Here is a 14,896-nt window from a genome sequence, read left to right as displayed (position 1 = left end):
ATGACAAAGACTCTGCTGCTGGCCAGCACCGCCCTGCTTTTCACCGCCGGCGCCGCATTCGCCGCCGACGCCTCCAACGCAGACAAGCCCCAAGTCGCCGAGGCCCCGGTGCCGACCGGCCCGACCAGCCAGGCGCCCCTGGCCGACGCCAGCCAGCGCGGCGTGCTGGTCTTCACGCCGGACTTCTTCGCCGCCCAGCGCCCCAATACGGCGCTCGACATGGTCAACCGGGTCCCCGGCTTCTCCATCGACAACGGATCGGGCGCGCGCGGTTTCGAAGGGGCAGTCGGCAATGTGCTGATCAACAACAACCGCCCCGCCTCAAAGAACGACTCGGGTTCGAACGTCCTGGGCCGGACCCTGGCCAATCAGGTCGAGCGCATCGAACTGATCCGGGGCGGCGCGCCGGGTATCGACATGCAGGGCTATTCCGTCGTCGTGAACGTCATCCTGAAGACGACCGACAGCCGCCAGTCGATCCTGACCTGGAACGCCATGCTGTTCGAAGGCGGCCATGACATCTATGGCGGCTCCTATCAGTTCACGCAGAACAAGGGCGATCGCAGCTGGGGCGTGACCCTGTCGGACGGCATGGGATCCAGCGATTCCAACGGCGTCGGCCGGTCGATCCGTCGCAACGCCGCCGGCGACGTCATCCGCGACGAGCGTTTTGAAAACGACGGCTGGGGCGGCGGTCAGAGCATTCGCGGCAACTACACCGGCCCGGTGTTCGGCGGAAAGCTGGAAGGCACCGCCCGCTATGGTCTGAACGACTATCAGAACTGGACCGAGCTTTCGTCGCCCACATCCCTGCGCCGCAGCGACTATGCCGAAGACGGCGATTCCGGCGAGCTGGGCCTGACGTGGACCCGCACCCTGAACCCGCGCTGGACCCTGGAGACGCGTCTGATCCACGAGTTCTCAAGCTTCGACAGCGTGTCGGGCAGCAACGAGACGCTCAACGGGACGGCGGCGCCGGAGCAGCAGTTCAAATCCGACGGCGACTCGTCGGAATCCATCCTGCGCGCCCTGGTGCGTCACGAACGCTCGCCCGCCCTGACAATCGAGGCCGGCGCCGAGATCGCCTACAATATGCTGGACGTGAACCAGGCCTTCACCATTGGCGGCGTCGGCGTTCCCCTGCCCAGCGCCTCGGTCAAGGTCGAGGAGACGCGCGGCGAAGCCTTCAGCAAGGCGACCTGGCGGATCAATCCGAAGCTGACGCTGGAAGGCGGCGTGCGCCTGGAAGCCTCCACCATCAGCCAGTCGGGCGATGCGGACCAGGAAAAGAGCTTCTTCTTCGCCAAGCCGCGCGTGCTGGCGACCTGGACCCCGATGGCGAACAATCAGCTGCGCTTCCGCTTCGAGCGCGAACTGGGGCAGCTGGACTTCGGCGACTTCGCCGCTTCGGCTGAGCTGAGCGACGGCACGGTGTTCGGCGGCAATGTCGATCTGGAGCCGGAACAGCGCTGGATTTCCGAGCTGTCCTATGAGCGCCGCTTCTGGGGCGAGGGCGTGGTCTCGATCGGCTATCGCCACGACCGCATCATCGATGTGATCGACCGCCTGCCCCTGCCCGGCGGCCTGTCGGCGACCGGCAACATCGGCGACGGAACGCTGGATCAGCTGTCGCTGAACGTGGTGGTGCCGCTGGACAAGGTCGGGATTTCGGGCGCCCGCTTCACCTTCCAAAACGACTGGAACAAGACCAGCGTCACCGACCCGACCACGGGCGAGGACCGCCGCATCTCGGGCGTGCGCCCCAGCCAGGCCAATGTCGGCTTCCAGCAGGACATCACTTCGTGGAAGACCCAGTGGGGGATCAACTGGCTGCCGCGTCTGGGCCAGGCGACCTATGACCCCGACCAGACCTTCGCCTGGCGCGGCGCGGACTATCTGGAGGCCTTTGTCGAATACAAGCCCAGCCCGACCCTGTCGCTGCGCGCCCAGCTGAACCTGTGGGACGACTTCACCCAGCAGCGCACGGTTTACGCCACGCGCAATCCGCGCACGGTCGCCTTCGTCGAGGAGCGCTCCATCGACCCGCGCACCTTCGTCTCGTTGCGGGTCCGCAAGACCTTCTGAGGCCTAGGTCCACGCAGCAAAAAGCCCCGGCGGATCGCTCCGCCGGGGCTTTTCCTTGATCAGGCGTCGATCAGTGGCTGGGCGTCGAGGCCGCAGGACGGGCGACGTTGCCGTCTTCCTGACCGCGATCGTTTAGCACAGGGCCAGGGTGATCATCACCGTCGTTGGCGCCGTGCGACCAGCCCTTGATGAAGTGGCTGACGACGATGAATGCCACGCCGATGCCCATGCCCCACAGGCCCAGCAGCTTGAACACTTCAAGCGAGGTCTGCAGCGCAAGGCCCGGGTTCAGCACCTGGCCGCCGACCGTCTCCGTGCCCGCCAGGCCGGCGATCCAGCCGCCGACATATTGGGCGATGGAGCTGGCCAGGAACCACACGGCCATCATGAAGCTGACCACCTTGGCGACGGACAGTTTGGTGATTTCCGACAGGCCCACCGGCGACAGGAACAGCTCGCCGGTGGTGTGGAACAGATAGAGCAGACCCAGCAGGAGCAGCGGCATCTGGAAGGCCGAGTTGGCCATGCCGGCGCCCCACACCACGATCATGAAGCCCAGTCCGACCTGAAGCAGGCCGAGGCCGAACTTCAGCGTGGGGTTGGGGTCCAGGTTGCGCTTGCCGAGGAAGGCCCAGAGCGCGGCCATGATCGGTGCGAAGATCAGGATGAAGCCCGCATTGAACGACTGGGTCTGGGCCGCCGTGATGGTGGCGTCGATCCAGGGACCCGACGTGCTGAGACCGGCGGCGGCGATCTGGGCCGGGGTGCCGACGGTGACGCCCAGCAGCTGGAACGCCTGCGGGGTGATGCTGAGATCGACGTTGCGGTCGGCGAACAGGTTCAGCGAGGTGCCGGCCTGTTCGAACAGGGTGAAGAAGACGACCGAGCCGAAGATCAGCACCAAGGCCAGCATCATCCGCTCGCGCTGCGCCTTGTTCTCGCAAACCTTGACGATGACGTAGAGGATGAACAGCAGCGACGCGACGGTGGCGGCGCCCAGGACCCAACCCACCAGGGCGTTGCGCTGAACCATGAACCAGACGACGCCGACGCCCAGGATGCTGAGCAGGTAGATCGACCATTCTCGGTTGATCGGACCCAGCATGGGCTTGCTCAGATTGGCTTCGGCCGGAGGCTCGCCCTTGCCTTGCAGCAGGGGTTTGCCCAGCACGAACACGATCCACCCCAGCGCCATGCCGACGCCAGCCAGACCAAAGCCTGCCCACCAGCCGACGGTCTGACCCAAAAGGCCGCACAGCACCGCCGCCCAGAAGGCGCCGAGGTTGATGCCGTAGTAGTAGAGGGTGAAGCCGGAGTCCCGCCGCGGATCGCCCTGCGGATAGAGCTGCCCGACAATGGTCGAGATGTTGGGCTTCAGGAAGCCGACGCCCATGATGATGAAGGACACCGCCAGATAGAAGACGTTCACGCCCGCCATGTCGCGGGTCGCGTCGATCTTGTATTCGCCGGTCGGCAGCACGGCCGGCAGCGGCGACGCGGCGGGCAGGCCCTCGATCGCCAGGCCGTTCTCGGCCGCCTCGAAGGCGTATTTCTGGCCGTTGACGACGATCGACACTTCACGCGCCGCACCGCGGCCTTCGGCGTCGATCTGATAGGTCTGACCGGCATAGGTCAGGGTTTCGGTCGCGGGACGGCCCTCGAAGGCCATCATGCCGTGACCGGCGACCAGCAGCAGGGCGCCGAAGGCGACGGCCTTGCGGGTGCCGATGAAGCGGTCGGCCATGATGCCGCCCAGCAGGGGCAGCAGATAGACCAGCGAGGTGTAGGAGCCGTAGGTCGACCCCGCCATGGCGTCGTCGAACAGGAAGTGTTGCGTCAGGAAGAAGATCAAGATGCCGCGCATGCCGTAGTAGGAGAACCGCTCCCACATCTCGGCGAAGAACAGGATGATCAGTCCGCGCGGGTGGTTTTTGAGGATCTGCATCAGCACCGGCACGCCCGTGGCGAAGGTGATGATCAGTCCAAGGGCGACGACGATGTTCATGCGCGCGTCCCCCTAATCGTCTTCACGCGCCGTGTAAGTCGCGCCTTCCCCAAATCCGTCCTCAACGGCTCACTCCCAACTGCCGCGCCGCTTATCGGGCGCGCGAAAGGCGCATACCCAGCACAGCGGGGGAATTCGAACAAGTGTTAAGGCTGTCGCGGGGGTAGCCAGGCGGCGTGCGAGGAAAGTGAAAAACAACCCTGGGCGACGCCCAATGGCGCACATCCTGCTAAGTCGGTCGTCAGAAACGCTCGCGGTTTCATAATGGGAAGGCGCGCCAGATGTCTGTCAGACCGATCGCCGCTCCAGACCATGAGGCGCTGAACAGGCTGCATCGTCAGGTCGGCTGGCCCGAACGGTCGCCGGCCGGATGGCGCTGGCTCGAGGCCAATCCGGCGCGGTTGGCGCTGGGCGCGCCCGCCGGATGGGTGGTCGCCGACGCGGATGACAACGCCGTCGCCATGCTGGGCAACTTCATCCAGCGATTTCGCCAAGGCGCCCAGGACCACTTCGGCGCCACCGGTTTTTCGATCATCGTGCCGCCCAGCCAGAAGGGCGCCAGCCGGCCGCTGATCCGCACCTTTCTGAAACAGCCAGGCCTGTTCGCCCGCTACACCTTCAACGCCAATGCGCGCTCGGCGCCGCTATACGGCCTGTTCGACATGAAGCCCTGGCCGACCGAAAGTCATGGACTGAAGCTGTCGTGGATCACCAATCGTCTGGCCTGCGCTCAGGGTCGAAGTTTGCGCCTGCTGCTGGGCCGCACCTCCGCCGAGACCGCCGCGCGGCTGGGCGAGCGGCTGATGAACAGGCGCGTATTCCGCCAGACGCCGATGGTGCTGCCCGCTGGGGTGACGGTGCTGCGCGATTTGTCGGATGCCTCGCCCTATGCGGACTTCTGGCGCCGGTTGTCGCAAGAAGAGCGTCTGCTGGCGGATCGCAGCCCGGAAATCCTGCGCTGGCGGTTGGCGGACCCTGACCTGACCCTGCCGCCGGTCATGCTGGCCTGCGTAAGCGACAACCGCATCGTCGGGATGGCGATGGCGCAGATGACCAAGACCAGCCTGATCGAGCCGCCCTATCTGGACATTCTCGATCTGATTGCGCTGGAGACGGCGCCCGAAGCGATACCGCTTCTGACGCAGGCGCTGATCGACAACGCCCGCGCGCTGGGCGCCGCCAAGGTGCGGCTGCAGATGGTGACGCTGCGCCTGCTGGCGCTGTTGGGCGATCTGGCGAAGACGGCGTGGCGCGAGGGCGGCTGGGGACATTGCCACGCCATCATCGACGACCCCGCGCTCGCCGCCGCCTGGGCGCCGACGCCGTTCGACGGCGATTACGGCATCTGTTCGCGTACGCCGCCGATGCCCAAAACCTTGGCTGCCGCCGCAATCACGCGCCCGACCTTGGGCGGACGCGTGTCGAAGGCCTGATCAGGCCTTTGGGCGGGCCTTCAACTCGTCGCGGATCTCGGCCAGCAGGGCTTCGGTCGCCGTCGGCGCAGCCGGCGCCGGATCGGGCTTGGCGGCTTCCTGACGACGCAGGGCGTTGATGCCCTTGACCACAAGGAAGACGACCCAGGCGACGATCAGGAACTGGATCACCGTGTTCAGGAAGGCGCCATACTGGATCGACACCTTCTCGATCGCTTCCGTCGCCGGGTTTTCGGCGCGCAGCACCCATTCCAGCTCGGAGAAGTCGATGCCGCCGGTCAGCAGGCCGATGGGCGGCATCACCACCTGATCGACCAGGCTTTTGACGATGCCGTTGAAGGCCGCGCCGATGATCACGCCGACCGCCAGGTCCACGACATTGCCCTTGACCGCGAACTCGCGAAACTCCGACAGCAGGCTCATGAGATTTCCTTGAGAGAGTGAGATCAGGCGTCGCCCGAGGCGTTCAGCCGCTCGCGCAGTTCCTTGCCGCTCTTGAAGAAGGGGACGGCCTTGGCGGGCACTTCGACGGTTTCGCCGGTGCGCGGATTGCGACCCGCACGCGCCGGGCGCGACCGCACGGAAAGGGCGCCGAAACCGCGCAACTCGACCCGGCCGCCTTCGGACAACGCCGAAGTCATGGTGTTGAGGATCACATTGACCAGCCGCTCGACCTCGGCGTGAGTCAGGTGGGTGTTTTCCGCTGCAAGCTTCTCGATCAGTTCGGACTTGATCATCTGCGCCCCCGCCAGCTCGTTTAGACAGGCCGTCTCGCCTGCCGTCGATCCAGAGCCGCACCCTAACCTTCGACAGGCTCTCGAAAAAGCCCTTATCCGACAATGATGCGCGTCATTCGCAAGAAATATGTCCGGAAGTGCACACAGCGGTGTGCCAGACAGAGAAAAGGGCGACGGGATTGCTCCCGCCGCCCTCATTCCTTGTCGCTATCGCAGAGCGCGCGGCGCTCCGCTGCTTGAGCGAAGCGCCTGACGCTCTTTGGATGAGCGCTTAGTCCTTGGTGCCGGCGTTCTTCAGCGCGGCGCCCAGGATGTCGCCCAGCGAAGCGCCCGAATCGGACGATCCGAACTGTTCGATGGCTTCCTGCTCGTCCTTCATTTCCAGCGCCTTGATCGACACCGAGACGCGGCGCGAGGCCTTGTCCACGGCGGTGATCATGGCGTCGACGCGGTCGCCGACGGCGAAGCGTTCCGGACGTTGCTCGTTACGGTCGCGCGACAGGTCCGACTTGCGAACGAAGGCCGTCACCGGCGCGTCGTCTTCACCGAACTTGACCTCGATGCCGCCCGACTCGATCGCCGTCACGGTGACGGTGATCTGCTGGCCGCGACGATAGGTGTCGCCCTCGCCGATCGGATCGCCGCCCAGCTGCTTGATGCCCAGCGAGACGCGTTCCTTCTCGACGTCGACGTCCAGGACCTTGGCCTTGACCATCTCGCCCTTGCGGTAGCGCTGGATGGCTTCTTCACCCGACACCGACCAGTCGAGGTCGGACAGGTGCACCATGCCGTCGATGTCGTTGTCCAGGCCGATGAACAGGCCGAACTCGGTGGCGTTCTTGACTTCGCCCTCGACGGTCGAACCGATCGGGTTGTTGGCGACGAAGGCGTCCCAAGGATTGTCCTGAGCCTGCTTCAGGCCCAGCGAGATGCGGCGCTTGGAGGCGTCGACATCCAGAACCACGACGTCGACTTCCTGCGAGGTCGAGACGATCTTGCCGGGGTGGACGTTCTTCTTGGTCCAGGACATTTCCGAGACGTGCACCAGGCCCTCGACACCGGCTTCCAGCTCCACGAAGGCGCCGTAGTCGGTGATGTTGGTGATGCGGCCCGTGTACTTGGCGCCGACCGGATACTTGGCTTCCACGCCGTCCCAGGGGTCCGACTGCAGTTGCTTCATGCCCAGCGAGATACGCTGGGTGTCCGGGTTGATCTTGACGATCTGGACCTTGACGGTGTCGCCGACGGCCAGAACCTGGCTCGGGTGCGAGACGCGCTTCCACGACATGTCGGTGACGTGCAGCAGGCCGTCGATGCCGCCCAGGTCGACGAACGCGCCGTAGTCGGTGATGTTCTTGACGACGCCTTCGCGGACTTCACCCTCGGCCAGCTGACCGACCAGTTCCGTGCGCTGTTCGGCGCGGGCTTCTTCCAGGATGGCGCGACGCGACACGACGATGTTGCCGCGCGGACGGTCCATCTTCAGGATGGCGAAGGGCTGCTCCTTGCCCATCAGCGGGCCGACGTCGCGGACCGGACGGATGTCGACTTGCGAACCCGGCAGGAAGGCCGAGGCGCCGCCCAGATCGACGGTGAAGCCGCCCTTGACGCGACCGACGATGGCGCCGTTGACCGGCTGACCTTCGGCGAACACGACTTCCAGACGGGTCCAGGCTTCTTCGCGACGAGCCTTGTCGCGGCTGATGACGGCTTCGCCCAGGGCGTTCTCGACGCGCTCCAGGTAAACCTCGACGTTGTCGCCGACCTTGGGCAGGGCGCCGTCGTCGCCTTGGCCGAATTCGCGCATGGCGATGCGGCCTTCGGTCTTCAGACCAACGTCGATGATGACGATGTCTTTTTCGATGCCGACGACGCGGCCGTGAACGACCTGGCCTTCGCCGAAGTCGCGGCCCGACAGTTGTTCGTCGAGCAGCGCCGAGAAGTCGTCGCGCGTGGGGTTGAGAGTATCAGACATGAAGCTCTGGTGTTTCCAGTGGGGCTGTGGCGCGTGACCAAAGGACGGTCCCGCGCGAGGTGGACCCCTGACGCAGCGAAAGGCGGCGCGCGGGGCGATGGGAAAAGATGGAGTCAGGTCGTCGGGATGCGAGGCCGTTCAGAACGATCAAAACGCCCGCGGAGGCCGAGGGTGGGAGCGTTGGATTTGCGAAATGGGTCAGAGACCGTGTTTCGCGCGCGCCGCCTCGACGATACGGCGGGCCGCATCGAAGGCGGCCTCTATACCCAGATCGGTCGTATCCAGCAAGACCGCGTCGTCCGCCTGGACCATCGGGGCCGCTCCGCGCCCGGCGTCGCGCTCGTCGCGGCGCTGAATGTCGGCCAGCATGGCGTCAAAGGCGATGTCCGATCCTCGCGCCGTCAGTTGTTTCCAGCGGCGCGTGGCCCGCACCTCGGGCGTTGCGGTGACGAACAGTTTGGCCTGAGCATTCGGCGCAATCACCGTGCCGATGTCGCGTCCGTCGAGCACCGCGCCGCCCGCCTGGGCCGCGAACGCCTGCTGCAGTTCAAGCAGAGCCGCCCGCACGCCGGCGAAGCTGGCGACACGGCTGGCCGCCTCGCCCGCCTCGCCCGTCGTCAGGCGCGGATCCTCCGACAGGCCTGCCGCATCCAGCCCCCGCGCCGCCCGCGTCGCCGCGGCCTCATCATCCAACGATCCGCCCTCCGCCAGCACCTTTGCGCCCACGGCCCGGTACAGCAGCCCCGTATCCAGATGTGGCAGGCCATAGGCCTGGGCCAGGCGCGCGGCGATGGTCCCCTTGCCAGAGGCGGCCGGTCCGTCGACGGCGATGATCAGGGCCTGGCTCATGCTTCAGCTTTTTCCGGCGCGATGAGGTCTGAAATCGCGAGTCCGACAAAGAAGATGCTCGCGAGAGCCAGGAGGCCGCAGATCGCGACCAGCAAGTCAAACTGCCAACCGTCAACCGCGCGACTCAATCGAAAGACGGACGGCACCTTATTTACTCGAAAACTCCAATCGATCTCGCCTGACCGATGCAGCGTGAGAACCGCCCAGCTGAACACAAGCGTCAGCAGACCAAAAGCGGCGATCCTGATCGGCGCGGTCTCCCGATTGCTGCTCATTGCGACATCCGCCCGCCCAGTCCATTCATCATCTCGACGAAGCCGGGGAAGCTGGTTGCGATCATGCCGGGCTCGTCGACCGAGACCGGCTGTTCGGCGGCCAGGCCGAGGACCAGATGGCTCATGGCGATGCGGTGGTCGTGGGCGGTATGGACCAGGCCGCCGCCACGCACGGTCCCGCCGTGGCCGGCGCCGGTGACGATAAAACCTTCCGGTTCCTCCTCGACCTGAACGCCGCAGGCGCGCAGTCCCTCGACCATCAGCGAGATCCGGTCGCTTTCCTTGACCCGCATTTCACCCACGCCGCGCATGACGGTGACGCCGTCCGCAAAGGCCGCCGTCGCCGCCAGGATCGGATATTCGTCGATCATGGAGGCGGCGCGATCCTCGGGCACGACCACGCCCTTCAGGGACGAATGACGGGCGGTGATGTCGCCGACCTCTTCGCCCCCGGCCTCGCGCCGGTTCGTAATGGTCAGGTCGGCGCCCATCTCGATCCAGGTGTCGAACAGGCCGGTGCGGAGCGGGTTCAGCATCACCCCCTCGACCGTGACCTCCGACCCCGGAACGATCAGACCGGCCGCCAGGGGAAACGCCGCCGAGGACGGATCGCCCGGCACGGCGACGAAAGTCCCGGTCAGGGCCTGACCGCCCTTCAGCGTCACCTTCCAGCCCTCGCCCCTCTCCTCGACGCCCACCTCGGCGCCGAAGGCCCGCAGCATCCGCTCGGTGTGGTCGCGGCTCTTTTCCGGCTCGATCACGGAGGTGACGCCCTCGGCGTTCAGCCCGGCCAGCAGAATGGCCGACTTCACCTGGGCCGAGGCCACCGTCTGCACATAGTCGATGGCCTTCAGCGCGCCGCCGGTCAGGGCCACCGGAAGCCGATCCTCTGCCGCCTGCCAATCGAACGCCGCGCCCATGTCGGCCAGCGGTCCCGTGACCCGCTTCATCGGGCGCTTTCTCAGCGAGCCGTCGCCATCGAAGGTCGCCGTCAGCGGATAGCCGGCCGCCGCCCCCATCAGCAGGCGCACCCCGGTTCCGGCGTTGCCGCAGTCGATCACCGAGGCCGGCGTCTTGAACCCGCCCGCCCCCTCGATCCGCCATGTCCCATCACCGATCCGCTCGACCTTGGCGCCGAACGCTTCGACCGCGCGGGCGGTGGCCAGAACGTCGTCGCCTTCCAGAAGACCCTCGACCTCGGTCACGCCGGACGCCATTCCACCCAGGATCATCGACCGGTGCGACATCGACTTGTCGCCCGGCGCGCGGACCTTTCCGGTCAGGGCGGATGCGCGGCGCGAAGTCAGTTGGGACGGCATGATCACCCGCTTCAGGCTGTATTGTGCAAAGGGCCGCGCGGGCGGCGCGAAAGACAGCTTTTGACAGCGGGTCAAAGGGGTGGCAAGGGACCGCCCCGAATTCAACCCGTTGAAAGCATCCAAACGTGGCCAATCCCGAACTGGGCGCCAAACAGGTCTGCCCCAACTGCCAGGCGAAGTTCTACGACCTGAACCGTCGCCCCGCGCACTGCCCCAAATGCGGAACCGACTTCGATCCCGAAGAGGCGATGAAGCTGCGCAGCCGCCGCGCCCGTCCCGGTTATCCGTCCGACGATGAGGACACGGATGATCAGGTCACGGACAAGAAGATCGACGGCGACGAGGACGAGGAAGACGACGTCAAGACGCCGGAAATCGACGAGGAAGGCCACGAGCCGATCCTGACGCCGGACGACGAGGACGAAGACTCCCCCGCCGACGCCTCGGAAGAAGCCGGCATGGGCTCGACCGACGGAGACGACGATCTGCTGGCCGACGACGATGACGACTCCGTGCCGTTCATCGAAGACGAAGACGACGACTCGATCGACGACGAGATCGCCAAGCCGTCGCGCGACGACGACTGATCCTTTTGTGGGCCTATCGCGCTTCGCACTCCTTGAGGCCCGACCTGTTCGAGGCCTGTGGATAGGCTCAGAAACTTGTTGCACCCGCCGCATTTCCCGTTAGGGAGACGCGGCGGGACAGCAGGCCTTTCGAACCTTCCGGTTTGAAAAACCTGCGTATTTTCACCCTTGGGAACGCGGTGAAAATAAATCTCGAAACGGGCTTGATCGCAGAAAAAGCCTGACCTAGTTTCCGCCGCCTCGCCGGGGGCCATCGCAAGATGAACCGGGCGATCCAGACCGACAGGTCCGGGGCTTTAGCTCAGCTGGTAGAGCGCTTGCATGGCATGCAAGAGGTCAGCGGTTCGACTCCGCTAAGCTCCACCAATCAGTCTCCCCCTTTCACCGGCCGGCCGGGGAAGGGGGAGACTGGCCACTCTTTTCAGACAGTTAGACGGTTAACGCGGACGCCAATCCCGCCGTGGAGAGGATTTCCGCGCGGTTTGGCCGGCTGTTCCCCGCCCCATTCTCCAGGCCCATGTTTCCACTTCCGGGTTTGGCCGCAGGTGTCCGCGGAGAAGGGTTAGCCCGAACCGAGCCGCCGCCGGAGGACCGGCGGCGGGATTTAAGTCTCCGATCGTGAGGAAGGGTCGGGTCTAGCCGACCGCGCCGATGGCCATGAACAGCCTGCGCTGCTCGTTCCAATCCATCGGGAAGGGATGGGCGATCAAGGCGCCGAGTGACAGGGCCTGGGGCTGACGTCCCGCGATGATCTGCTCCACCAGATCCGGCGCCATGTAGGCCAGGGGCAGGATCTGGCCGAGGTAGCGAACACAGAGATTCTCGGCCTTGGCCAGTTGGGCGGTCGATCCATGACGACCGGTCCTGAGGTCGGCCGTCCATCGCCTGGCCATGGCGACGGCCCTGACCAGGGCGCGATCGATCCGATTGGCGGCCGTTGGGGATTGTCCCTCGGCCTCGATCAAGACCGCGTTGTGCCGGTGCTTCAGCCGGACCGGCAGGATCCACTCGATCTCGCCATCGGCCCGCTCCTCTCGTTCGGCGCCCTGGATCGTTCGGTCACCAGGAATCGCTCCCTTGGCCGTCAGGATACGAACCTGAGTCTCGCCCAGGGTGACCTTGGCCATGGCGGTTCTCAAACGCTGGTCGGGCTCGGCGTCCAGCCTCCAGGCTGGATCGAGCGCCGGAAGGATCCTGTTGGCGACGAAGGCCTCGATCACCCCGGCGGAGATTCGCGTCACGCTACCGGCCTCGTCCTTCCTTCCATTTTCCAGGGCGACCGAGGAGTAAAACCGGTAACGCTGGCCAGCCTTCCCCTTGGTATGCACCGGCCGCATCGTATGCCCCCGGTCATCCTTCAGGATGCCGCAGAGAAGGCCGCTGGTTCCCCGGGCGCGATCCTCGGCGAGCGATTGGCTGCGTCGTGTCAAAGCCGCGTTGACGGCCTCCCAGGTCTCGGGAGGCACTATCGCCTCGTGCGCCCCCTCGACCAGCTTCTCCTTGTGCCTGAGCGCGCCCTTGTAGACGGGGTTCATCAGGATCAGCCGCAAGGCGCCGGGACTGATCACGGCCCCGCCCCGAACCTTGCCGGCCTTGGTCGTCCGGAGCTTGGATCGAACGCCCTGTCGCCTCAGTTCGGCCTGTAGTTCCAGGACCGAGCGCAGTTCGAGGTATCGCTCGAACATCATCCTGACCGTGGGCGCCTCATCGGCGTTCGGGATCAGCCTGTGGTCCACGCCATCGTATCCCAGCGGCGGCGGCCCTCCCATCCACATGCCCTTGGCCTTGGACGCCGCGATCTTGTCTCGGATCCGCTCGGCCGTGACCTCCCGCTCGAACTGGGCGAAGGACAGCAGCACGTTCAGGGTCAGCCGTCCCATGCTGTTGGTGGTGTTAAAGGCCTGGGTCACCGAGACGAAGCTGACGCCCCTGGCGTCGAAGGCCTCCACCATCTTGGCGAAGTCCGGCAGCGACCGGGTCAGGCGGTCCACCTTGTAGACCACCACGATGTCGATCTCGCCCTTGGCGATGTCGGCCATGAGTTGCTTCAGCCCCGGTCGCTCCATGCTGCCGCCGGAATAGCCGCCGTCGTCATATTCCCTGGGCAGGGCCTGCCAGCCTTCGCCGGCCTGGGACAGGACATAGGCCTCGCAGGCCTCCCGCTGGGCGTGCAGGCTGTTGAAGCCCTGTTCCAGCCCCTCCTCGGTGGATTTACGGGTGTAGATGGCGCAGCGGAGGGCTTTCATGGCCGCCCCGCTTTCCTCTGACCGAAGAAGGCCGGTCCGTTCCACTTGGTGCCGGTGATGGCGAAGGCGACCTGACTGAGGGAAGCGAAGTCCCTACCCCGGTAGTTGAAGCCTTCCTCCTTCACCCAGACCTCATGGCGTTCGCCTCGCCAGTCCTTCACGAAGCAGCTACCGGGCTTAATCCTCGGGGCCTGGGACGGCTGGTAGGCCTCGTCCTCGGCGAACCGCTCCGCCAACCTGGCCAGGCGCTGTTCCATCGTCCGGGACAGGCCGCCCTCGCGGGCGACCTGTTCGCGATAGGCGATCTCCCGCGCCATCAGGTCGCGGGATCTGAGCTTTGGCGGAGCGGTCATGAACTTGTCCCGCCATTCCGCCCGCAGGCCCTCCAGGGTCACCGTGTCTTCCGCCATCAGGCGGCCGTGATGCGATAGACGGTCAGGCCCCCGACCTTCTCGGTCGCGACCGTCAGGCCCAGCTTCTTGCGAATCTGCCCGGCGATGGCGCCGCGCACGCTGTGGGCCTGCCAGCCGGTCGCCGCCATGATCTGAGCCGCCGTGGCGCCTTCGGGGCGGCGCAGTAGGGCGACCACCTGGCTGATCTTGCTGAAGCGCGCGGGCTGTGACGCACCTTCGCCAGCCGGCTTCATATTGTTCTGGTTCATGATTTCTCTCCATCCGCACCCTTGCGGTGGAGCGACCAACGCTTGCTTCCGCCGCCAAGTCCAATGGAAGAAGGAGAAATCTCAGCCTTCGGATTCTGTCCGCCGAAGGAGTTCCAGAGCGCGGGCCAATATGGCCGTCTCATCCGCGAGCGCCGCCACATCTGGCAGGGCAGCCATCACGTCGGAGGCCGTGGCCAGGTCCCCCGCCTGCTCCAGCCGCGTCCAGATCGCCGACAACATCATGTCTTCCAAATGCCGGGGTCGGGGGTCATCGTCTTCACTCTCGGTCATGGCCTCCACACGGGCTTCCTTCGACCAGGAAGTCGAGGGCGAGACGCGTGGAAAGTCGGGTTGGCGCCAAAAGCGGACATGCGGAAGCCGCTGTATAGTGGACGTCTGCGGCGTCGGCAGGGCACGGCATAGACATGGGTTTGGGAAGAGAATGACGATCCAAGGCATCACATCCGACATGCGACAGCAACTCACCGCTGACGCGGAGCGGCTGCGAGGCGTCGGCTTAACCGCACTCATCGACTATTATGCAGCGGCTGACGATGTGACGCGGGAGGCTGCCGACGCAACCCTCAGGGAAGCCTATAACGAGGCCGTGAAGGCGCAGCGTCGGCAAGACGCGCTTGAGGAGCTACAAGCGGAACATTTAGCGAAGAGCGCTGACATTGCGCAGTGGCTAAGAACTCTGACAGCCGCCAACACGTAACTCGCT

At 65.5% G+C, this 14,896-nt stretch carries 15 protein-coding genes and 1 tRNA gene; 5 read left to right on the top strand and 11 right to left on the bottom strand.

What is annotated here, in order from left to right:
- On the top strand, nucleotides 1–2,085 hold the full coding sequence (locus E7T10_RS04870) for a TonB-dependent siderophore receptor (RefSeq protein ID WP_137720935.1): 2,085 nt from the start codon (nucleotides 1–3) through the stop codon (nucleotides 2,083–2,085).
- A gap of 70 nt (nucleotides 2,086–2,155) precedes the next feature.
- Here E7T10_RS04870 and E7T10_RS04865 read toward each other — a convergent pair whose 3' ends face one another.
- The gene (locus E7T10_RS04865; RefSeq protein WP_137720934.1) at nucleotides 2,156–4,090 is read right to left on the bottom strand and encodes a peptide MFS transporter; all 1,935 of its coding nucleotides are present in this window, start codon (nucleotides 4,088–4,090) and stop codon (nucleotides 2,156–2,158) included.
- A gap of 281 nt (nucleotides 4,091–4,371) precedes the next feature.
- Here E7T10_RS04865 and E7T10_RS04860 point away from each other — a divergent pair, with 281 nt between their 5' ends.
- Nucleotides 4,372–5,523, top strand: coding sequence for an N-acetyltransferase (locus E7T10_RS04860; RefSeq protein ID WP_137720933.1), 1,152 nt, complete (start codon nucleotides 4,372–4,374; stop codon nucleotides 5,521–5,523).
- Here the strand turns inward: E7T10_RS04860 and mscL are convergent, their stop codons facing one another.
- From mscL to aroA, 6 genes are all read right to left on the bottom strand, one after another.
- On the bottom strand, nucleotides 5,524–5,946 hold the full coding sequence (mscL, locus tag E7T10_RS04855) for a large-conductance mechanosensitive channel protein MscL (protein WP_137720932.1): 423 nt from the start codon (nucleotides 5,944–5,946) through the stop codon (nucleotides 5,524–5,526).
- Between the two features lie 23 nt (nucleotides 5,947–5,969).
- Nucleotides 5,970–6,260, bottom strand: a complete 291-nt coding sequence (locus E7T10_RS04850) for an integration host factor subunit beta (RefSeq protein ID WP_039244165.1) — start codon at nucleotides 6,258–6,260, stop codon at nucleotides 5,970–5,972.
- Nucleotides 6,261–6,531: 271 nt separating this feature from the next.
- Nucleotides 6,532–8,235 carry a 30S ribosomal protein S1 gene (rpsA, locus tag E7T10_RS04845; RefSeq protein ID WP_017504363.1) on the bottom strand — a complete coding sequence of 568 codons (1,704 nt, stop codon included), beginning with the start codon at nucleotides 8,233–8,235 and terminating at the stop codon, nucleotides 6,532–6,534.
- A gap of 198 nt (nucleotides 8,236–8,433) precedes the next feature.
- Complete coding sequence (gene cmk / locus E7T10_RS04840) at nucleotides 8,434–9,084, bottom strand: (d)CMP kinase (protein WP_137720931.1); 651 nt, start codon at nucleotides 9,082–9,084, stop codon at nucleotides 8,434–8,436.
- Nucleotides 9,081–9,359, bottom strand: a complete 279-nt coding sequence (locus E7T10_RS04835) for a hypothetical protein (RefSeq protein WP_137720930.1) — start codon at nucleotides 9,357–9,359, stop codon at nucleotides 9,081–9,083. The genes cmk and E7T10_RS04835 overlap by 4 nt, the downstream gene beginning before the upstream one ends.
- The gene (aroA, locus tag E7T10_RS04830) at nucleotides 9,356–10,681 is read right to left on the bottom strand and encodes a 3-phosphoshikimate 1-carboxyvinyltransferase (protein ID WP_371276289.1); all 1,326 of its coding nucleotides are present in this window, start codon (nucleotides 10,679–10,681) and stop codon (nucleotides 9,356–9,358) included. The genes E7T10_RS04835 and aroA overlap by 4 nt, the downstream gene beginning before the upstream one ends.
- A gap of 122 nt (nucleotides 10,682–10,803) precedes the next feature.
- Between aroA and E7T10_RS04825 the strand changes: the two genes are divergently transcribed.
- Both E7T10_RS04825 and E7T10_RS04820 read left to right on the top strand, forming a co-directional pair.
- A complete protein-coding gene (locus tag E7T10_RS04825) occupies nucleotides 10,804–11,265 on the top strand; it encodes a TIGR02300 family protein (protein ID WP_137720928.1) in 462 nt (153 codons plus the stop codon).
- A 290-nt stretch (nucleotides 11,266–11,555) separates the two neighbouring features.
- Nucleotides 11,556–11,631: transfer RNA gene (locus tag E7T10_RS04820), tRNA-Ala, on the top strand.
- A 269-nt stretch (nucleotides 11,632–11,900) separates the two neighbouring features.
- Here E7T10_RS04820 and E7T10_RS04815 read toward each other — a convergent pair.
- The 4 genes from E7T10_RS04815 to E7T10_RS04800 all read right to left on the bottom strand — a co-directional run bounded on the left by E7T10_RS04815 (nucleotide 11,901) and on the right by E7T10_RS04800 (nucleotide 14,463).
- Nucleotides 11,901–13,511, bottom strand: coding sequence for a recombinase family protein (locus tag E7T10_RS04815; RefSeq protein ID WP_137720927.1), 1,611 nt, complete (start codon nucleotides 13,509–13,511; stop codon nucleotides 11,901–11,903).
- Nucleotides 13,508–13,921: a DUF2924 domain-containing protein gene (locus E7T10_RS04810; RefSeq protein ID WP_137720926.1), complete on the bottom strand. Its 414-nt coding sequence runs from the start codon at nucleotides 13,919–13,921 to the stop codon at nucleotides 13,508–13,510. The genes E7T10_RS04815 and E7T10_RS04810 overlap by 4 nt, the downstream gene beginning before the upstream one ends.
- Nucleotides 13,921–14,172 carry a DUF3489 domain-containing protein gene (locus E7T10_RS04805; RefSeq protein ID WP_246846110.1) on the bottom strand — a complete coding sequence of 84 codons (252 nt, stop codon included), beginning with the start codon at nucleotides 14,170–14,172 and terminating at the stop codon, nucleotides 13,921–13,923. The genes E7T10_RS04810 and E7T10_RS04805 overlap by 1 nt, the downstream gene beginning before the upstream one ends.
- A gap of 81 nt (nucleotides 14,173–14,253) precedes the next feature.
- Nucleotides 14,254–14,463 carry a hypothetical protein gene (locus tag E7T10_RS04800; RefSeq protein WP_137720925.1) on the bottom strand — a complete coding sequence of 70 codons (210 nt, stop codon included), beginning with the start codon at nucleotides 14,461–14,463 and terminating at the stop codon, nucleotides 14,254–14,256.
- Between the two features lie 151 nt (nucleotides 14,464–14,614).
- Between E7T10_RS04800 and E7T10_RS04795 the strand changes: the two genes are divergently transcribed.
- Entirely contained in the window at nucleotides 14,615–14,890 is a 276-nt protein-coding gene (locus tag E7T10_RS04795) for a hypothetical protein (RefSeq protein WP_137720924.1), read from the top strand.
- Nucleotides 14,891–14,896 lie beyond the last annotated feature (6 nt).

This window comes from Brevundimonas sp. SGAir0440 (assembly GCF_005484585.1).
Taxonomy (GTDB): Bacteria; Pseudomonadota; Alphaproteobacteria; order Caulobacterales; family Caulobacteraceae; genus Brevundimonas.
Note: the sequence above shows the minus strand (reverse complement) of the source record. Positions and strands in the feature narration are given on the sequence as shown.